This is a genomic window from Streptomyces sp. XD-27 (genome assembly GCF_030553055.1).
In the GTDB taxonomy this organism is placed as follows: Bacteria; Actinomycetota; Actinomycetes; order Streptomycetales; family Streptomycetaceae; genus Streptomyces.
In genome coordinates, this window is sequence record NZ_CP130713.1 from 131,824 (window position 1) to 145,566 (window position 13,743).

General features: G+C 71.6%; 12 protein-coding genes and 1 pseudogene. 9 read left to right on the forward strand and 4 right to left on the reverse strand.

Features of this window, described 5'->3' with window-relative positions:
• The first annotated feature begins 111 nt into the window (after positions 1 to 111).
• A complete protein-coding gene (locus tag Q3Y56_RS00545) occupies positions 112 to 1,644 on the forward strand; it encodes an alpha/beta hydrolase (RefSeq protein WP_304460033.1) in 1,533 nt (510 codons plus the stop codon).
• A 91-nt stretch (positions 1,645 to 1,735) separates the two neighbouring features.
• Here Q3Y56_RS00545 and Q3Y56_RS00550 read toward each other — a convergent pair whose 3' ends face one another.
• Positions 1,736 to 2,122 (reverse strand): HGxxPAAW family protein, encoded by a 387-nt coding sequence (locus tag Q3Y56_RS00550; protein ID WP_304460034.1) that lies wholly within the window; start codon positions 2,120 to 2,122, stop codon positions 1,736 to 1,738.
• A gap of 118 nt (positions 2,123 to 2,240) precedes the next feature.
• Between Q3Y56_RS00550 and Q3Y56_RS00555 the strand changes: the two genes are divergently transcribed.
• Together Q3Y56_RS00555 and Q3Y56_RS00560 are read left to right on the forward strand one after the other, a co-directional pair.
• Positions 2,241 to 2,720, forward strand: a complete 480-nt coding sequence (locus tag Q3Y56_RS00555; protein ID WP_304460035.1) for a MarR family winged helix-turn-helix transcriptional regulator — start codon at positions 2,241 to 2,243, stop codon at positions 2,718 to 2,720.
• 320 nt (positions 2,721 to 3,040) lie between these two features.
• On the forward strand, positions 3,041 to 4,168 hold the full coding sequence (locus Q3Y56_RS00560) for an HAD family hydrolase (protein ID WP_304460036.1): 1,128 nt from the start codon (positions 3,041 to 3,043) through the stop codon (positions 4,166 to 4,168).
• A gap of 172 nt (positions 4,169 to 4,340) precedes the next feature.
• On the opposite strand, the gene Q3Y56_RS00565 is transcribed toward Q3Y56_RS00560, so the two are convergent.
• Positions 4,341 to 4,493: a hypothetical protein gene (locus tag Q3Y56_RS00565; protein WP_304460037.1), complete on the reverse strand. Its 153-nt coding sequence runs from the start codon at positions 4,491 to 4,493 to the stop codon at positions 4,341 to 4,343.
• A gap of 573 nt (positions 4,494 to 5,066) precedes the next feature.
• Here Q3Y56_RS00565 and Q3Y56_RS00570 point away from each other — a divergent pair.
• The 6 genes and pseudogenes from Q3Y56_RS00570 (at position 5,067) to Q3Y56_RS00590 (ending at position 10,972) form a co-directional block, all read left to right on the forward strand.
• A complete protein-coding gene (locus Q3Y56_RS00570) occupies positions 5,067 to 5,432 on the forward strand; it encodes a hypothetical protein (RefSeq protein WP_304460038.1) in 366 nt (121 codons plus the stop codon).
• An 88-nt stretch (positions 5,433 to 5,520) separates the two neighbouring features.
• Complete coding sequence (locus tag Q3Y56_RS33270; protein WP_369696695.1) at positions 5,521 to 5,733, forward strand: hypothetical protein; 213 nt, start codon at positions 5,521 to 5,523, stop codon at positions 5,731 to 5,733.
• Between the two features lie 128 nt (positions 5,734 to 5,861).
• Positions 5,862 to 6,731, forward strand: a pseudogene (locus Q3Y56_RS33275) (phosphopantetheine-binding protein); the annotation flags it as partial.
• A gap of 25 nt (positions 6,732 to 6,756) precedes the next feature.
• Positions 6,757 to 7,710, forward strand: a complete 954-nt coding sequence (locus Q3Y56_RS00580; protein WP_304460040.1) for a thioester reductase domain-containing protein — start codon at positions 6,757 to 6,759, stop codon at positions 7,708 to 7,710.
• Between the two features lie 249 nt (positions 7,711 to 7,959).
• Entirely contained in the window at positions 7,960 to 8,952 is a 993-nt protein-coding gene (locus tag Q3Y56_RS00585; protein WP_304460041.1) for a TauD/TfdA family dioxygenase, read from the forward strand.
• 58 nt (positions 8,953 to 9,010) lie between these two features.
• Entirely contained in the window at positions 9,011 to 10,972 is a 1,962-nt protein-coding gene (locus Q3Y56_RS00590; RefSeq protein WP_304460042.1) for a PE-PGRS family protein, read from the forward strand.
• A 132-nt stretch (positions 10,973 to 11,104) separates the two neighbouring features.
• Here Q3Y56_RS00590 and Q3Y56_RS00595 read toward each other — a convergent pair whose 3' ends face one another.
• Both Q3Y56_RS00595 and Q3Y56_RS00600 read right to left on the reverse strand, forming a co-directional pair.
• Positions 11,105 to 12,628 (reverse strand): condensation domain-containing protein, encoded by a 1,524-nt coding sequence (locus Q3Y56_RS00595; RefSeq protein WP_304465421.1) that lies wholly within the window; start codon positions 12,626 to 12,628, stop codon positions 11,105 to 11,107.
• Positions 12,511 to 13,734, reverse strand: coding sequence for a condensation domain-containing protein (locus Q3Y56_RS00600; RefSeq protein ID WP_304465422.1), 1,224 nt, complete (start codon positions 13,732 to 13,734; stop codon positions 12,511 to 12,513). The genes Q3Y56_RS00595 and Q3Y56_RS00600 overlap by 118 nt, the downstream gene beginning before the upstream one ends.
• Positions 13,735 to 13,743: the final 9 nt, after the last annotated feature.

Consider the following 13,743-nt stretch of genomic DNA (forward strand, 5'->3'; position numbering starts at 1 on the left):
CGTCCATGGGGACATCCCCCTTCTGCGCATGCTGCTGGCCGGATGGCCCCTGGTCGGCGCTGTTCCTTACGGTCGGACCGTCCTTCACGTCCACCCCACCCTAGGAACCGCATGCGCATCACCTCCCTGCTCGCTGCCGGGCTCGGCATCAGCGGCCTTCTCGCCGGTGCCGTCCCCGCCGCAGCTCAGCCCGTCACGCCCTCCGCCCTGACATGGGGCCCCTGTCCTCAGGCACAGAAGGAACTCGTCGAAGTCGGTGCGGAATGCGGCTGGTTGGCTGTTCCCCTCGACTACGCCGACCCCGGCGGCCGCACCATCCGCATCGCGGTCTCCCGCGTCAAGGCCAAGGACCAGGCGCACCGGCGGGGCATCCTGCTGTCGAATCCCGGCGGGCCGGGAGGGCCGGGGCTGGCCTCCACGGTGGGGCTGCGCGCGACGCTGAAGGGGGTGGCCGACAGGTACGACCTGATCGGATTCGACCCGCGTTTCCTTGGCGAGAGCACCCCGATCCAGTGCGGTCCGGCGGGCACTCCCGAGCAGCCCCGCACGACGACCTCCCCCCGCCTGGACTTCGAGGACAGCGTGCGACACTCCCGGTCGACGGCCCTGCGCTGCGCGCGTCACGACGACAACGCCGCTCTCCTGCCGCACGCTTCGTCCCGCAACGTCGCCCGCGACATGGATGCCATCCGTGCCGCGCTCGGCGAGCAGAAGGTGTCGTACTACGGGGTCTCCTACGGCGCCGACCTGGGCGCCGTCTACACCCAGATGTTCCCCCAGCGGGCCGACCGCGTCGTCCTCGACTCCTCCACCGACCCCGACGCCACCCAGTACGAGCTGTTCCGGCGGGCGGGCCGGCCGCTGGAGGAGGGGCTGGACGAGTGGGCGACCTGGACCGCCCGGCACGCGGACGCCTACCGGCTCGGCCGCACCGGCCCCGAAGTGCGCGCGACGGTGCAGAAGCTGCTCGACGGCGCCGAGCGCCGACCCGTCGCCATCGCCGGCACCCGGCTCGGCGCACCGCTGCTGCGCCTGTTCCTGCGGCAGTTCGTGCAGCACCAGGAGGACGACGCGGCCCTCGCCCGTACGGTACGTACCCTGGTCGACGCGGCGGCGGGCAAAGAGGTCGAGCCGAATCCGGAACTCGCCGGCATGCTGGAATTCCTCAACTCGCCCGACATCGCCGACTCGATGATCGGCGGAGCCGTCTTCATGTGCGGGGACGCCGGCTGGCCGGCGGGCGGCTGGCCGCGGAACCCGGAGACGTACTGGCGGAACATGGTGCGCAGCCGTGGTGACCAGCCCGCCTTCGGGCCGCTCGTCAACGACATGACCGCTCCCTGCGCGTTCTGGCAGACCACGCCCCGGGAGCCCGCAGTCCGGATCGGCAACGACGTGCCTGTGCTCATGCTCCAGGCCCGCCGGGACAACAACGTCCCCTACGACGGGGCACTCGCGCTGCACCGGAAGCTGCGGGGATCCCGCCTGGTGACGGCGGACATCCGCTCGCACGGCGTCTTCGGGCGCGGCGCCGAGGGGCGGACAGCGGTGCCATGCGCCGACCGGGCGGTGGCCGAGTACCTGGGCGGCGGTGCCCTGCCGGTCACCGACTTCGTCTGCCCCGCACCGGGCGGGACGCGATGACGCCCAGTCGGCGGGCGGTCGTGACGGCGGCAGCGGGTGCCGTTCGGTGTTGCTTCGACCAGAATCGCGCGGTGGAACGCACGCGGCATCGTCAAGGCGACAGGTCAGCCGGAGCACCCGTGTGACTCGTATGAGAGGTGGTGACGGCCGGCTGGGGTGCGGCCTGTGTGGGTACCGGAACGCCGCGCCGTCCGGCCAGTCGGCACCCGAGGCAGCCCGCGTGTCCGTCGCGCGCGGCGCGGTCCCGGACCTGGAGGCCCCACTGGTCGGCGGGCCGCGGGCCGGGCGGTTTGCCCCAGCCCGCGAGGTGCAGGCCCCATGTGACCAGCACCGCCGACGCCATGACGCCGAGCCCCAGCCAGATTCCCGGGCGCCAGCCGCACATGCCCAGGCCTGTGACCGCCGCCCCGACCGTGCCGATGGCGCAACCGATCCATCCGGCGACGGTGTGACCCTCGTCGTGCTGATGTCCGCTCATGTGCCAGCCTCCTCGCGCCCGCCGGGCCGTGCCACGGCACGCCGCGGCCACACCACCGGCGCCGGACCTATGATGTCTTAGCAAGCAAGGAATTTATCTTACGTACTAAGGGAATTCAATGGAGGGCAAGCTCCGCCCCGCCGCCTCCGCCCCGGACGCGATCACCGCGATGGACCACCTCATGGCGACGAGCATGGTCGGCCAGCAGGAGTTCGCCCGGAACCTGGGCCTGAGCGTCACGGACCTCATCTGCTTCGCCTACGTCCTGGAAGCCGGGGACTCGCCGGTCACCGCCGGCGACCTGGCCGGGCGGGCGCACGTCACGACAGGGGCGGTGACGGGCATCCTCAACCGCCTGGAGCGCGGCGGATTCGTGACCCGGCAGCCGGATCCCGCCGATCGACGCCGGGTGCGCGTCGCCGCCGTCCCGGCCGCCGCCGAGCGTGTGCGCGCCGTCTACGAGCCGTATTACGCGCGTCTGGCGAACCTGTTCGCGGACTACACGCCGGATGAGGTCGCCGTCATCGCCGACTGGCTCACACGCGCCGGTGCGCTGGCACGCGCCTACCTGGAGGAGTCGTGCGAGAACGGATCCTGATCGCGCCGTCACCACGGACGCCGTCCTGAGGCTCCGCGCTGGAAACAGTGAACGCGAGGACCCTCTCGGCGGCGGCCGGGGTGGCTTTCAGCGCATCGATCGGGATTCGTGTGACCACGCCGCGCCCCTCGGCCTGTACCCCGTTACGCGGTGCGTCAGGTGGCCGGTTGCCGTGCGGCGTCGAGTGACGCTACCCCTGTTCAGCCGACCCACACCCCCCGTTCACGGTGAGGTCGATCATGGGCAATCGGCGCCCGGCCTCATACCATTGCCCGCTGCTCCGGTCGGGGCGGCGCACAGTTCTCGGAGGAACGGAAACCATGGCAGTACGGGCAAAAGGCAAGCTTGCGATCTTCGGCACCGTGGGGGCGTTGGCCGCCGCGGTCTTCGCGGGCAGCGCCCTGTGGCCGGGCGGTGGCGAGGCCGAGGCCACCGGATCGTCGTCGCGGGTCGCCTCGGCGGAGCTGAAGCACTGGCCCAAGCCCGTGGCCAAGCAGCTCGGCAAGGTCATCGCGGACCACGACCACAAGGGCGCGTACGCGGTCTTCGACGCGGACAACACCTCGTACCGCAATGACCTGGAAGAGGCCCTGCTCCCCTTCCTGGAGATGAAGGGCGTCCTGACCCGCAAGACCATGGACCCGTCCTTGAAGTCCATCCCCTTCAAGGACACGGCGACCCACAAGGAGAGCCTCTACAGCTACTACAACCGCCTGTGCGAGGTGGACGACCAGGTCTGCTACCCCTGGGCGGCGCAGATCTTCTCGGGCTTCACCCTGAAGCAGCTCAAGGGGTACGTGGACGAGCTCCTGGCGTACGGCAAGCCGATCCCCGCCGAGTACTACGAGGACGGGAAGCTGACCAAGACGGAGGTCGAGGCCCCCCGCTTCAACCGAGGCATGCAGGAACTCTACAAGGCGCTGCGCAAGCACGGCATCGAGGTGTACGTGGTGAGCGCGGCGTCCGAGGATCTGGTGCGCATGGTCCTGGGCGACCCCAAGTACGGCTACGGCGTGAAGCCGGAGAACGTGCTCGGCGTCTCCATGCTCCTCAAGGACCGCAAGACGGGCGGCATCACCAGCTCCCGCAAGGAGATCGCGTCCGGCCGCTTCGATCCCGAGAAGCTCGCCGACCGTGAGCTGACGCCGACGCTGTGGGCCCCGCTGACCTGGTACGAAGGCAAGCCTGCGGCGATCAACACCTATATCGATGAGTGGAAGAAGCCCATCCTCGTGGCGGGCGACACTCCGAAGAGCGACGGCCCGATGCTCTTCCACTCCGCGGACGTGCAGAACGGCGGCGTCCGGGTCTGGGTGAACCGGAAGGAGAGCTACATGAAGGAGCTCGACGAGATGAAGCGCTCCAACGCCAAGCGCCAGAAGGAACTGGGTCAGAAGGTGACGGCGGACAAGCACTGGCTGACGGTGACGCCGGAGCAGATCGGCTGAGCCATTGCCTCGGAGGTGTGGACTTCCCTGTCAGCCAGGGAGGTTCGCACCTCGGCGTCGTGTTCAGGTTGGGACGTGATCGCCCCGCATACGCCCGTTCGGGTTCGCTGCCGGCCCGAAGGCGACCCGGAGGCTGCGCCCAAGAGGACATGGCCGCAGCCTGCGCAGTCGCTCAGCGGCAGGTCCAGACGGTCGGTTGCTCCCAGCCGACAGGGTAGTTCCAGCTCCGGCCGGCGATCGTGCCGTCGTCACTGGAAACAACGATGTCGAACTGCCAGTCGGAGGCCCAGTCCAACGTGGCGCTGAGCGTCGTCAGATTCCACACGCCGAATTGGTACCCGGTGGGACCATCGGTGCGGCCGACGATCCGGCCGTCGCGGTTGATGCTTCGGATGTCGTAGGCAGCGTGCCCGTTCGCGATCGCGCGTGTTGTCCTGCCACCAGTACACCGCAACTCGCCATTGTGGCCGGAAAGATGAGGCTCATACGCGGGGCCGCGCTCGCGGTGGCGGCGGACGTCGTTGGGCGGGTCCGTGCCTGAGTGTGCCGCGCCGCCTTTACACGTTCGACGCCCAACTTCACGATCTTCGCTGCCACTGGGCGCTCACGCCTGGACACCGGGCACTTCCGGTCCGTTGACTTCTCTCGGAGAGCGGCCGTTCACCGCTCTCACGGGGCGGGCGGGAGCGGGCCTGACATGTCAGCGCCGAGGACGATCCGGAGGCGGCGCATCGGTGCCGTCCGTCATGCACTACTGCGCGACAGTGCCGCGCGCGGAGGTCGGCGCGTGGCTGGAGACCGCGGACGCCGCCGGTGTGCGGCTGACGACGCTGCTGACCGCGGCGCGGCCGGTGTGTGCTTCCGGCACCTCGGCGGGCGCCAGGAGTGCACCATCTCCATGGCGACGGCGTCCGCACGCATCGGCGTGCACCAGCAGCTCGTCGCGTTCCTGCGCGCCGTGCTCGCCGAGCCCGACGTGCCGGTGGGCCGGATCGGCGTCCTCACGCCCGAGCAGTGGCAGTCGGTCCACCATGGCGTCAACGACACGGCGGCGGCCGGCCCCGAGCTGACGATCCCCTGCCCGTTCGCACGGCAGGCGGCGCGCGCCCCGGACGCGGTCGCGGTGGTGTGCGGGCCCGAGTCCCTGACGTACCGGGAGCTCGATGCGCGTTCCACGCGGCTCGCGCGCGAGCCGGTGGGTGTACACCTCACCACCCTCTGCCACGGCGCCACCCTCGACCTCGCCCAAGACTCCTCGAACTGACCGAACGTGACACCTGGAGCGACAACCCCATGAGCACTGTCCCTCCGCCTTCGGCGAATTCCACGACCAGATCACCGACAAGACATCCGTGGAGACCCTGGCCTTCGCGGGCGAAACGCTGCCCGCCACGCTGGTCCACCGCGCCCGCGAGGCCTTATCCGACGTCCGGATCGTCAACGCCTACGGCCAGACGGAGTCCTTCTACGCCACCACGTTCACCGCCGACGGCACGGGAACCGGCAGCACCCCCTCGGCAGCCCGCTGCCCAACATGCGCACCTACGTCCTCAGCCCCTGGCTGAGTCCCGTTCCCACGGGTGTCGTCGGCGAGTTGTACGTCGCGGGGTCGGTCGCCCGCGGCTATCACGCGCGCCCGGGGCTGACCGCCGAGCGCTTCGTGGCCGACCCTTACGGCCCGCCCGGCTCGCGCATGTACCGCACCGGCGACCTCGCCCGCTGGAACCGCAACGGACACCTGGAGTACGCAGGCCGCGCCGACACCCAGCTCAAGATCCGCGGCTTCCGCGTCGAACCCGGCGAAGTCGAAGCCGCGCTGACCGCCCATCCCGACGTGGTCCAGGCAGCCGTCGTCGCCCGGGACATGCCCGCCGGGAGGCGCCTGGTTGCCTACGCGACAGGGGAAGGCGTCGAGACCGGGGCTCTGCGCGCGTTCATGTCCGGCAAGCTGCCCGACTTCATGGTCCCGTCGGCCTTCGTGGCCTTGGACTGGCTCCCGCTGACCCCCAACGGCAAGCTCGACCGTGCCGCTCTGCCCGCCCCGGACCTCAGCGCCGGAACCGGCGCGTACCGGGCCCCGCGTACCGCGCACGAGGAGACGCTGTGCGCCCTGTTCGCGGAGATCCTGGGCGTGGAACGGGTCGGCGTCGACGACGACTTCTTCGCCCTGGGCGGCCATTCGCTGCTGGTCGTGCGCCTGATCGCCCGCGTGGACGCCGAACTCGGTGTGCGTGTCGGGGTGCCGGACTTCTTCGGCAGCCCGAACCCCGCCGGCCTCGCCCGGCTCGTCGAGAACGCGGCGGCAGGGCACGCGGCCGACGCCCCCGCCGTGGTGCCGCGCTTGGAGGCGCGGCTCGCGCCCGAGCTGCGCTTCCCGGACGCCGGAGGCTTCGGCGCGCCACCGCGGCACGTACTGCTCACCGGTGCCACCGGGTTCGTCGGCGCCTTCCTACTGCGTGAGCTCCTCGCGCAGACCGACGCGGACGTGCACTGCCTGGTGCGCGCCGAATCGGAGCAGGCCGGACGCGCACGCCTGCACGCCGTACTGGACTCCTACGGCATCGGCCCGGACACCGAACTCCGGGCGCGTGCACATCGTGCCCGGCGACCTCGCGCACGACGGCCTCGGCATCGACGCGGCCCGCTGGGGTCGGCTGCGGGACGAGGTCGACACGCTCGTCCACGCGGGCGCGTACGTGCACCATCTGTCGTCGTACGAGCGTCTGAAGGCGGCCAACGTGGAGGGCACCCGGACCCTGCTGCGGCTCGCGGCCGAGGGCACGCCCAAGCGCTTCCACCACGTCTCCACGCTGGGAATCTTCGGCCACGCCGCGGCGCCGCGGCTGCTCACCGAGGATGCCCCGGTCGAGCAGGCGCGGCACACGTTCGCCGATGGCTATGGGGCGAGCAAGTGGGTGGCCGATCTGATGGTGCAGGAGGCCATCGCCCGCGGCGCGTCCGCCCGCGTGTACCGGCTCGGCCGGATCTGGGCGGAGTCGCAGCGGGGCGCCATCAACCCCGACGACATGTTCTGTCGCCTCCTGGTCAGCTGCGCCGCCCTGGGCTGCTACCCGCAGGGCACAGCGACGCGGGCCGACCTGCTGCCCGCCGACGTCGCGGCCCGCGCCCTGGTGGCCCTCGCCCTCGCCGACGACGGCCCGGACTCCGCCGCGGTGCACCATCTGCACCACCCCCGGCACACCAGCGCGGGCGCGTTCCTGCGGGTCTTCGACGAGTGGCGCGGCACCCGGTCGGAGCCCGTGGAGCTCGGCGCGTGGCTACGCCGCCTGAGGCAGGCGAGCGAGGCCGGGCGTGACCTGCCGTTCCTGCCGTACCTGGAGGTGTTCCGGCAGTTCGAGGACGGTCTCGGGGGCGGTCTCGGGGGCGGTCTCGGGGACGCGGCGGACCTTCCGTCCGTCACGTACCGCAACGAGCGGACCCTGCGCTCCCTGGAGCGGCTCGGCGTGACCTTCCCCGAGGTCGACGCCCGGATGATCCGGGACTTCTGGCGGCACCTGGAGGCGATCGGGGAGATCGTCTGACGCACCGTCACCTCCGTCGCGCGTGCCGACGAGGCCCCGCCTGTGTCGCAGCAGGCGGGGGCCTCGCGGGGGCAGCGGCGGCGTGTCGGGAACTGCCGGTGGGAGTCAGCCGTGGGTGGTGGCGGCATAGTGGCCCGCGGTCCTGCCGCGGGTCTTCGGCTCGTACATGACGTACCGTCAATCTCAGAGGGACCTCAAATCTTCCACGGGATGCGAACACAAGAGCGATGTGTTCGTAGGGTCGAGATCATGACCAACAGCGGTACCCGAACCCTCCACATCACCGACTCCGCCAAGGCCGCGCTGGGGGCCGCCCTGGACGCGGTCACCGAACTCGGCGATGCCGTCCCCGACACCGAAGTCGACCTCTACCTGCAGTACGGCGCCAAACAGCTGCGCAACCATCTACCCGCCCCGATCCTCGAGGCGCTCTCGCAGTGGCGGCACAGGCCCACCGCCTGGTTCACCCTGGCGAATCTGCCCGGCCCCAGCGAACCCGTCCCCACCCCCGGGGGCGGCTTCTGCGACGAAGCGCTGCTCACGACGCCGAACCTCGTGCACTTCGGGATCCTGCGGCTGCTGGGCCTGGCGCCGGTCGCCTACCGGTGGGAGAACGACGGGCGACTGATCAGGAACGTGGCGCCGCGTGCCACCGCGGCCCGGACGCTCACTTCGTGGGGCTACGCGCAGCCGCTCGACTGGCACACCGACGACTCCATACTCGACCACCGGCCGAACACGGACGCCGCGGAGTCCATCCCCCACTACCTTTCCTTCTTCGGCATGCGCAACCAGGAGCGGGTTCCAACGGATCTGCTGCCCGTCGACACGGTCCTGGACGCGCTGCCCGCAGCGACGGTCGAGGCGCTGTACCGGCCTGAATTCGCCGTTTCCGCACCGGAGTCGTACGCGAACGGAGACAGCGGCAGGCCGCTGAGCAGGACCGGAGTGCCCATGATGTGGACGCTTCCGGACGGCAACGCCGCTCTTCGGTACGGGCCCGGGCTGCTGGCGGGCCTCACGCCGGCGGCGCGAGAGGCGCTGGCGCGGTTCGAGGAGGCCGTCGCCGACCTGCCGGGGACTCCGGTGCTGGTGGAGGAGGGCGGGTTCCACATCTTTGACAATCGCCGGGTGATGCATCGCCGGGTGCCCTTCGAGCCGGCGGCGGAAGGCCGCGCCCGCTGGCTGCGGCGCTGCTATGCGTATGCGCCTGCCGCGGGGTCGGGGTCGTCGGCACGGTGATCCGGTCGGCCCCAGCGCCGTCGGAGCCTGCGGCGCGGGTCGGGCAGGATGGGCTTCCATGACGGTGGGAACGGACGGGCTCGCGGAGCTGCTCAGGCGGGCCGGGCTGGAGGCAGTGCCGGAGCAGGTGATCGGGAACGTCGTCCGGCCCAGGGCCGCGTGGCGTCCGGTCGCGGCCTTCACCGCCGAGCCGTCCGTCGCCGTCCCGACAGACCGTCAGGATCTGGTCGCCGAGGTCAACGCGCAGTGGCACCGGCTCGCGGTCGAGTACAAGATCATCGGTGAGGACGGGGTCTTCCTGATCGACGTCGGCGAACGTGCAGGCTGGACGCCGGTACGGCTCACCGTCGGGTGGGACCTGGCCACGGTGTTGGGAGACCGTCCCGGGCAGCCGGAGTTCGTCACCCTCTCCGCCGACGGCGACGCTCTCCTGGGGGTGACATGTGAGGAGTACGAGGTCTGGCTCATCGCCGTGGACCGGGTGAAGGAGCGGCAGGAGGCGGCTGCCCAGGCTGCTGCCCGCGAGACCCCGCAGGCGGGGGCGGCCGTCTGGGCATCGCTGTGCCGCGGCCCGGCGCCGACAGCGAAGCTGCGCGCGTCGTGGGCGGACGGGCTGGCGCTCAACACGGCCGCACCCGACGACGTACTCCACGGGCTCCTGGGCCTGAGCCACCACCTGCTGTGGCGCGAGCTGCCCGCGGAGGTCGTGGAGGCGGCCGTGGCCCACCCCGACGGGAACGTACGGGGGCAGCTGGCCGAGGTCCAGCCCGGCCTCACACCCGAGCACTGGACCCGCCTGATCCTCGACGAACCGGACCCCCGGCGCCGCTGGATCCTCACCACGCTCGCGGCCGATCGGCGCGCCGAGCTCACCGAGTCCGCGTACGCACACCTGGCCGCCGACCCTTCCGCCAGGGTCCGCGCGGAGGCCGCCCGCCTGCCTGCACTTCCCGCACCGCTGCCGAGTGCTCTGGCAACCGACACCGATCCGGCGGTACGGGCGTCGGCCTGCCGGGATGCCTGGGCCCTGCTGGACCGCGCGGCACAGCAGAGGCTGCTGGCCGACCCGGACCACGCGGTCCGCCGCGAGGCGCTGCTGGCCCACCACCAGGACCACCCGCTGCCCCGACCCGTCTACGACGCGGAAGACCTCGGCCAACGCGCGGTGGAGTCCTGCCGCCTCCAACGCGACCTCGCCGAGCACCTCGCCCGCCACCGTGACCCGGCCCAGCGCCGCCGTCTCGCGGGCAACCCGCACCTGGCCAAGGACCTGGTCGCCGCGCTCGCCCAGGACCCGGACGCCTCCGTCCGCCTCACCGTCTCCCTCCGTCCCGAACTCAGCGAGGAGCAGCGGGCGGCCATCAGCGTGGACATCGATCCCGACGCCCGCTGCTATCCGCTCGACTGGGTCGTGGCACTGCACGACGACCCCGTCGCCATGCGGCGCCTGGGCGCCTCCTCCCATCTGCTGGTCCGCAGGAGCGTCGCCCGCGCCAAGCGCCTCCCGGCGGACGTCGTCGGACGGCTCGCCCGGGACGAGGACCGTCTCGTACGGCTCTTCCTCGCCGAATCCTGTGACGACGCGCCGCCCGAGATGCTCCTGGAGGTCGCGCGGTGGTGGACCGGCAGCCTCACCTTCCCCGACCGCCCGCGCAGCCACCCCGACTTCCCCCGCCAGGGCCTTCTCCGCTACGCCGACGACCCGAACCCGCGGATGCGCCGGCTCGCCCTGGACGACCCACGGTCCACGGCCGAGCTCGTCGAGCGCTTCAGCCGTGACGCCGCGGAGGAGGTGCGGCTGCAGGCCGCGACCGACCCGCGGCTGTCCCCCGCCGCAGCGATACGGCTCCTCGACGACACACGCGAGTCCGTCCGCCGGGCCGCGGCCGGCCACACCCGACTCCCCGCACGGGTACTGGTCCCACTCCTGCGGGATCCCGAGACCGCACAGACAGCGGCCCGAAATCCAGCGCTGCCCACCGACATCATGCGGCAAATGATCAACATGATCCGGGCCTGACGCGGGTCTGCCGCCGGCGGCAGGTGGACCGAGCGAGCGCCGGCCGACACGTCCCGCCAGTGCCGCGGCCTGGCTGCCCGCGGCAGCCAGGCCAGGGTGGAGATCAGAATGCAGTGTCCGTGTGGCTCCGTGTCACCGTCCTCCGAGCCGCGCGAACGTTCCGGCCAACCGTTCGGCCAGCCCGGCCACGGTGTCACGGTCGAACAGATGGGGCTGATACGCCAGGGTCACGCTCAGGTGCGGATCGGCAGTCACGCCGACGACCAACGGGTAGCGGGTGCCGTTGACCGTGCTGACGCCGGTGATCGCGATCCCGGCGGCGGTGTTCGCCTCTCGGATTTCCGCTCGGCCCATCGGGAACGACTGGAACACGACCTGGGTGTCGGCCTGGTGGCAGTCGGTCCGCGCGAACTGATGGTGCTCGAGCAACCGGCCCTGCCGGTCATGGAGCTCGGTCAGCAGCTCGTCCCAGGTGCTGTCCGGCGAGCGGCGCACGCGGACGGGCACGGTGTTGATGAACGACCCCACCATCGTGTCCACGCCGGTGACCGCGGGGGGCCGGCCGGACACCGTCGCGCCGAACACCACGTCGTCGCGGCCGGTCATGTCCGCGAGGACCGAGGCCCACGCGCCCTGTACGACCGTGTTCAGTGTCACGCTCAGCTGCGCGGCGCGCCGGGACAGCGCGTCCGCGGTCTCCGTACTCACGGGGACCTCGACCGTGTCGACGTCGACGGGGTCGCCTTCGGACGGCTGGGCGAGCAAGGTCGGCCCGTGGCCGTCGAGTTCGTCCGCCCACACGCGTTCCGACGCCTCGCGATCCTGCTCCGCCAGCCACACCAGGAAGTCCTTGTACGGGCGCACCTTCGGCAGCACGGACGGGTCGGCGGCCGAGCCGTACAACCGCAGAAGATCCTGTAGCAGCAGCGGAACGGACCATCCGTCGAACACCAGGTGGCTGGCCGTCAGCAGGAGTTCCGAGCGGTCCTGCCCCAGCCGCACCAGCGTCATCCGCACCAGGGGCGGCGTCGCCGGGTCGAAGTGGGCTGCCTGGTCCTTGAGGCGGAGCTCCTGGAGTGCGCGGGCGCGGTCCTCCTCGCTGAGGCCGCTCAGGTCGCTCTCGTGCCACGGCAGTTCGACGCCGTCGATCACGACCTGTACGGGCTCGCCGGTGGCGCACCTGGTCACCGCCACACGCAGGTTGGCGTGGCGGTCGAGCACCGTCTGGCCCGCGGCACGCAGCCTGGCCGCGTCCACCTGCCCGGTGACCTGGAAGGCCATCTGCACGTGGTACGGGTCGTACGCCTGGTCGGGCCGCATGGTGTGCCGGAGCATGGAGGACTGCTCATGCGTGAGGGGCCACACGTCGGCCAGGCGCCCGTAGCGGCGCTCCCACCCCTCGATGTCCTGCTGGGTCACGGTCACCAGGGGGAGCTCCGACGGCGTCAGGCCGCCCGCGCCCGGCTGCGTCACATGCCGGGCCAGGCCCGTCAGGGCGTCGCACCAGTGCTGAGCCAGGTGTTCCACGTCGGCACGGGTCAGCACGCCCGTGGCGAAATAGAGCGTGGCTTGGGGCCGCGGACCGTCCTCGCCGTCGACGACGACGACGCTGACCTGTATCTCCGCCAACGCGGGCATGCCGGCGTCGGGGGTGATGTCCATGCTGTCCGCGTCGGCGACCGGTGTCCAGCCCAGTCCCCTGAGGTCCCGGGCATGTCGGCCGGGGAGAACCGGCCCAGGTAGTTGAACGAGATCTGCGGTGCGGAGTACTGGCCGAGGTCCGCGCCGGTCTCGGGGTTCAGGTACCGCAGCAGCCCGTAGCCGAGGCCCTTGTCCGGAATGGACCGGAGCTGCTCCTTGACCGTCTTCAGCGCGCCACCGGCAGCGGGGCCGCCCGCGAACGCCTCGTCCAGGGCGCATCCGGCGACGTCGAGGCGGGCCGGGAACACGCTGGTGAACCAGCCGACGGTGCGCGACAGGTCCGATCCGGGCACGACGGCCTCTTCGCGGCCGTGTCCTTCCAGTGCGATCAGGCAGGACGACTCGGCCACGCCGCGCTCGCGTCGCCACTGGGCCAGCGCAAGCGCCAGTCCGGCGAGCAGGCCGTCCTGTGCCCCGCACCGGAACTTCGCCGGGAGCATGGACAACAGGGCCTCCATGGCCCGGTCGGGCAGGTCCACCCGGATGCTGTCCAGGGTGGCGACGGTGTCCAGGCGGGGGTCCAGCCTGCGGGACCCGAGCTGCGGATCGGGGCCGTCCAGCACGTCCTTCCAGTACGGCAGCTCCGCCGCCCGGTCCGGCGTGGACGCTTCGGCCGTAAGGGCGTGCGCCCATCGCCGAGCCGACGTCCCCACCGGCGGCAGCACGGGAGCCCTGCCCTCGCGCACCTGTGCCCAGGCCGCCGCCAGGTCCGGCAGCAGAACCCGCCACGACACCCCGTCGGCCACGAGGTGGTGCAGCACGATCAGCAGCCGGCCCGCTGTCCCGGCGCCGGGGGCGAACCACACGAACTGGGCCATCACCCCGGCCTCCGGGTCCAACCGGCCCGCGGCCGCGTCCAGCTCCGCCGCGGACTCCCGCTCCCCCTCGGCCCGCCGCAGCAGTCCGGCCACGTCGACCGTTCCCGGCGCGCCCACCACAAGGCCGCCGTCATCGGGGAGGAGCCGTGAGCGCAACATGTCGTGGTGGTCGACCACGGCGCTCAGTGTCGCGACCAGAAGCGTTTCGTCGATGTCCGGCGGCAGATTCACCATGGCCGCCATGGAGAACCG

Bases quoted from the DNA above. Each gene is read 5' to 3' on its own strand.
- Q3Y56_RS00550 (WP_304460034.1), bottom strand. From the start codon at position 2,122: ATGAGCGGACATCAGCACGACGAGGGTCACACCGTCGCCGGATGGATC.
- Q3Y56_RS00570 (WP_304460038.1), top strand. From the start codon at position 5,067: ATGGCGACGGCGTCCGCACGCATCGGCGTGCACCAGCAGCTCGTCGCG.
- Q3Y56_RS00555 (WP_304460035.1), top strand. From the start codon at position 2,241: ATGGAGGGCAAGCTCCGCCCCGCCGCCTCCGCCCCGGACGCGATCACC.
- Q3Y56_RS00560 (WP_304460036.1), top strand. From the start codon at position 3,041: ATGGCAGTACGGGCAAAAGGCAAGCTTGCGATCTTCGGCACCGTGGGG.
- Q3Y56_RS00590 (WP_304460042.1), top strand. From the start codon at position 9,011: ATGACGGTGGGAACGGACGGGCTCGCGGAGCTGCTCAGGCGGGCCGGG.
- Q3Y56_RS00600 (WP_304465422.1), bottom strand. From the start codon at position 13,734: ATGGCGGCCATGGTGAATCTGCCGCCGGACATCGACGAAACGCTTCTG.
- Q3Y56_RS00585 (WP_304460041.1), top strand. From the start codon at position 7,960: ATGACCAACAGCGGTACCCGAACCCTCCACATCACCGACTCCGCCAAG.
- Q3Y56_RS00545 (WP_304460033.1), top strand. From the start codon at position 112: ATGCGCATCACCTCCCTGCTCGCTGCCGGGCTCGGCATCAGCGGCCTT.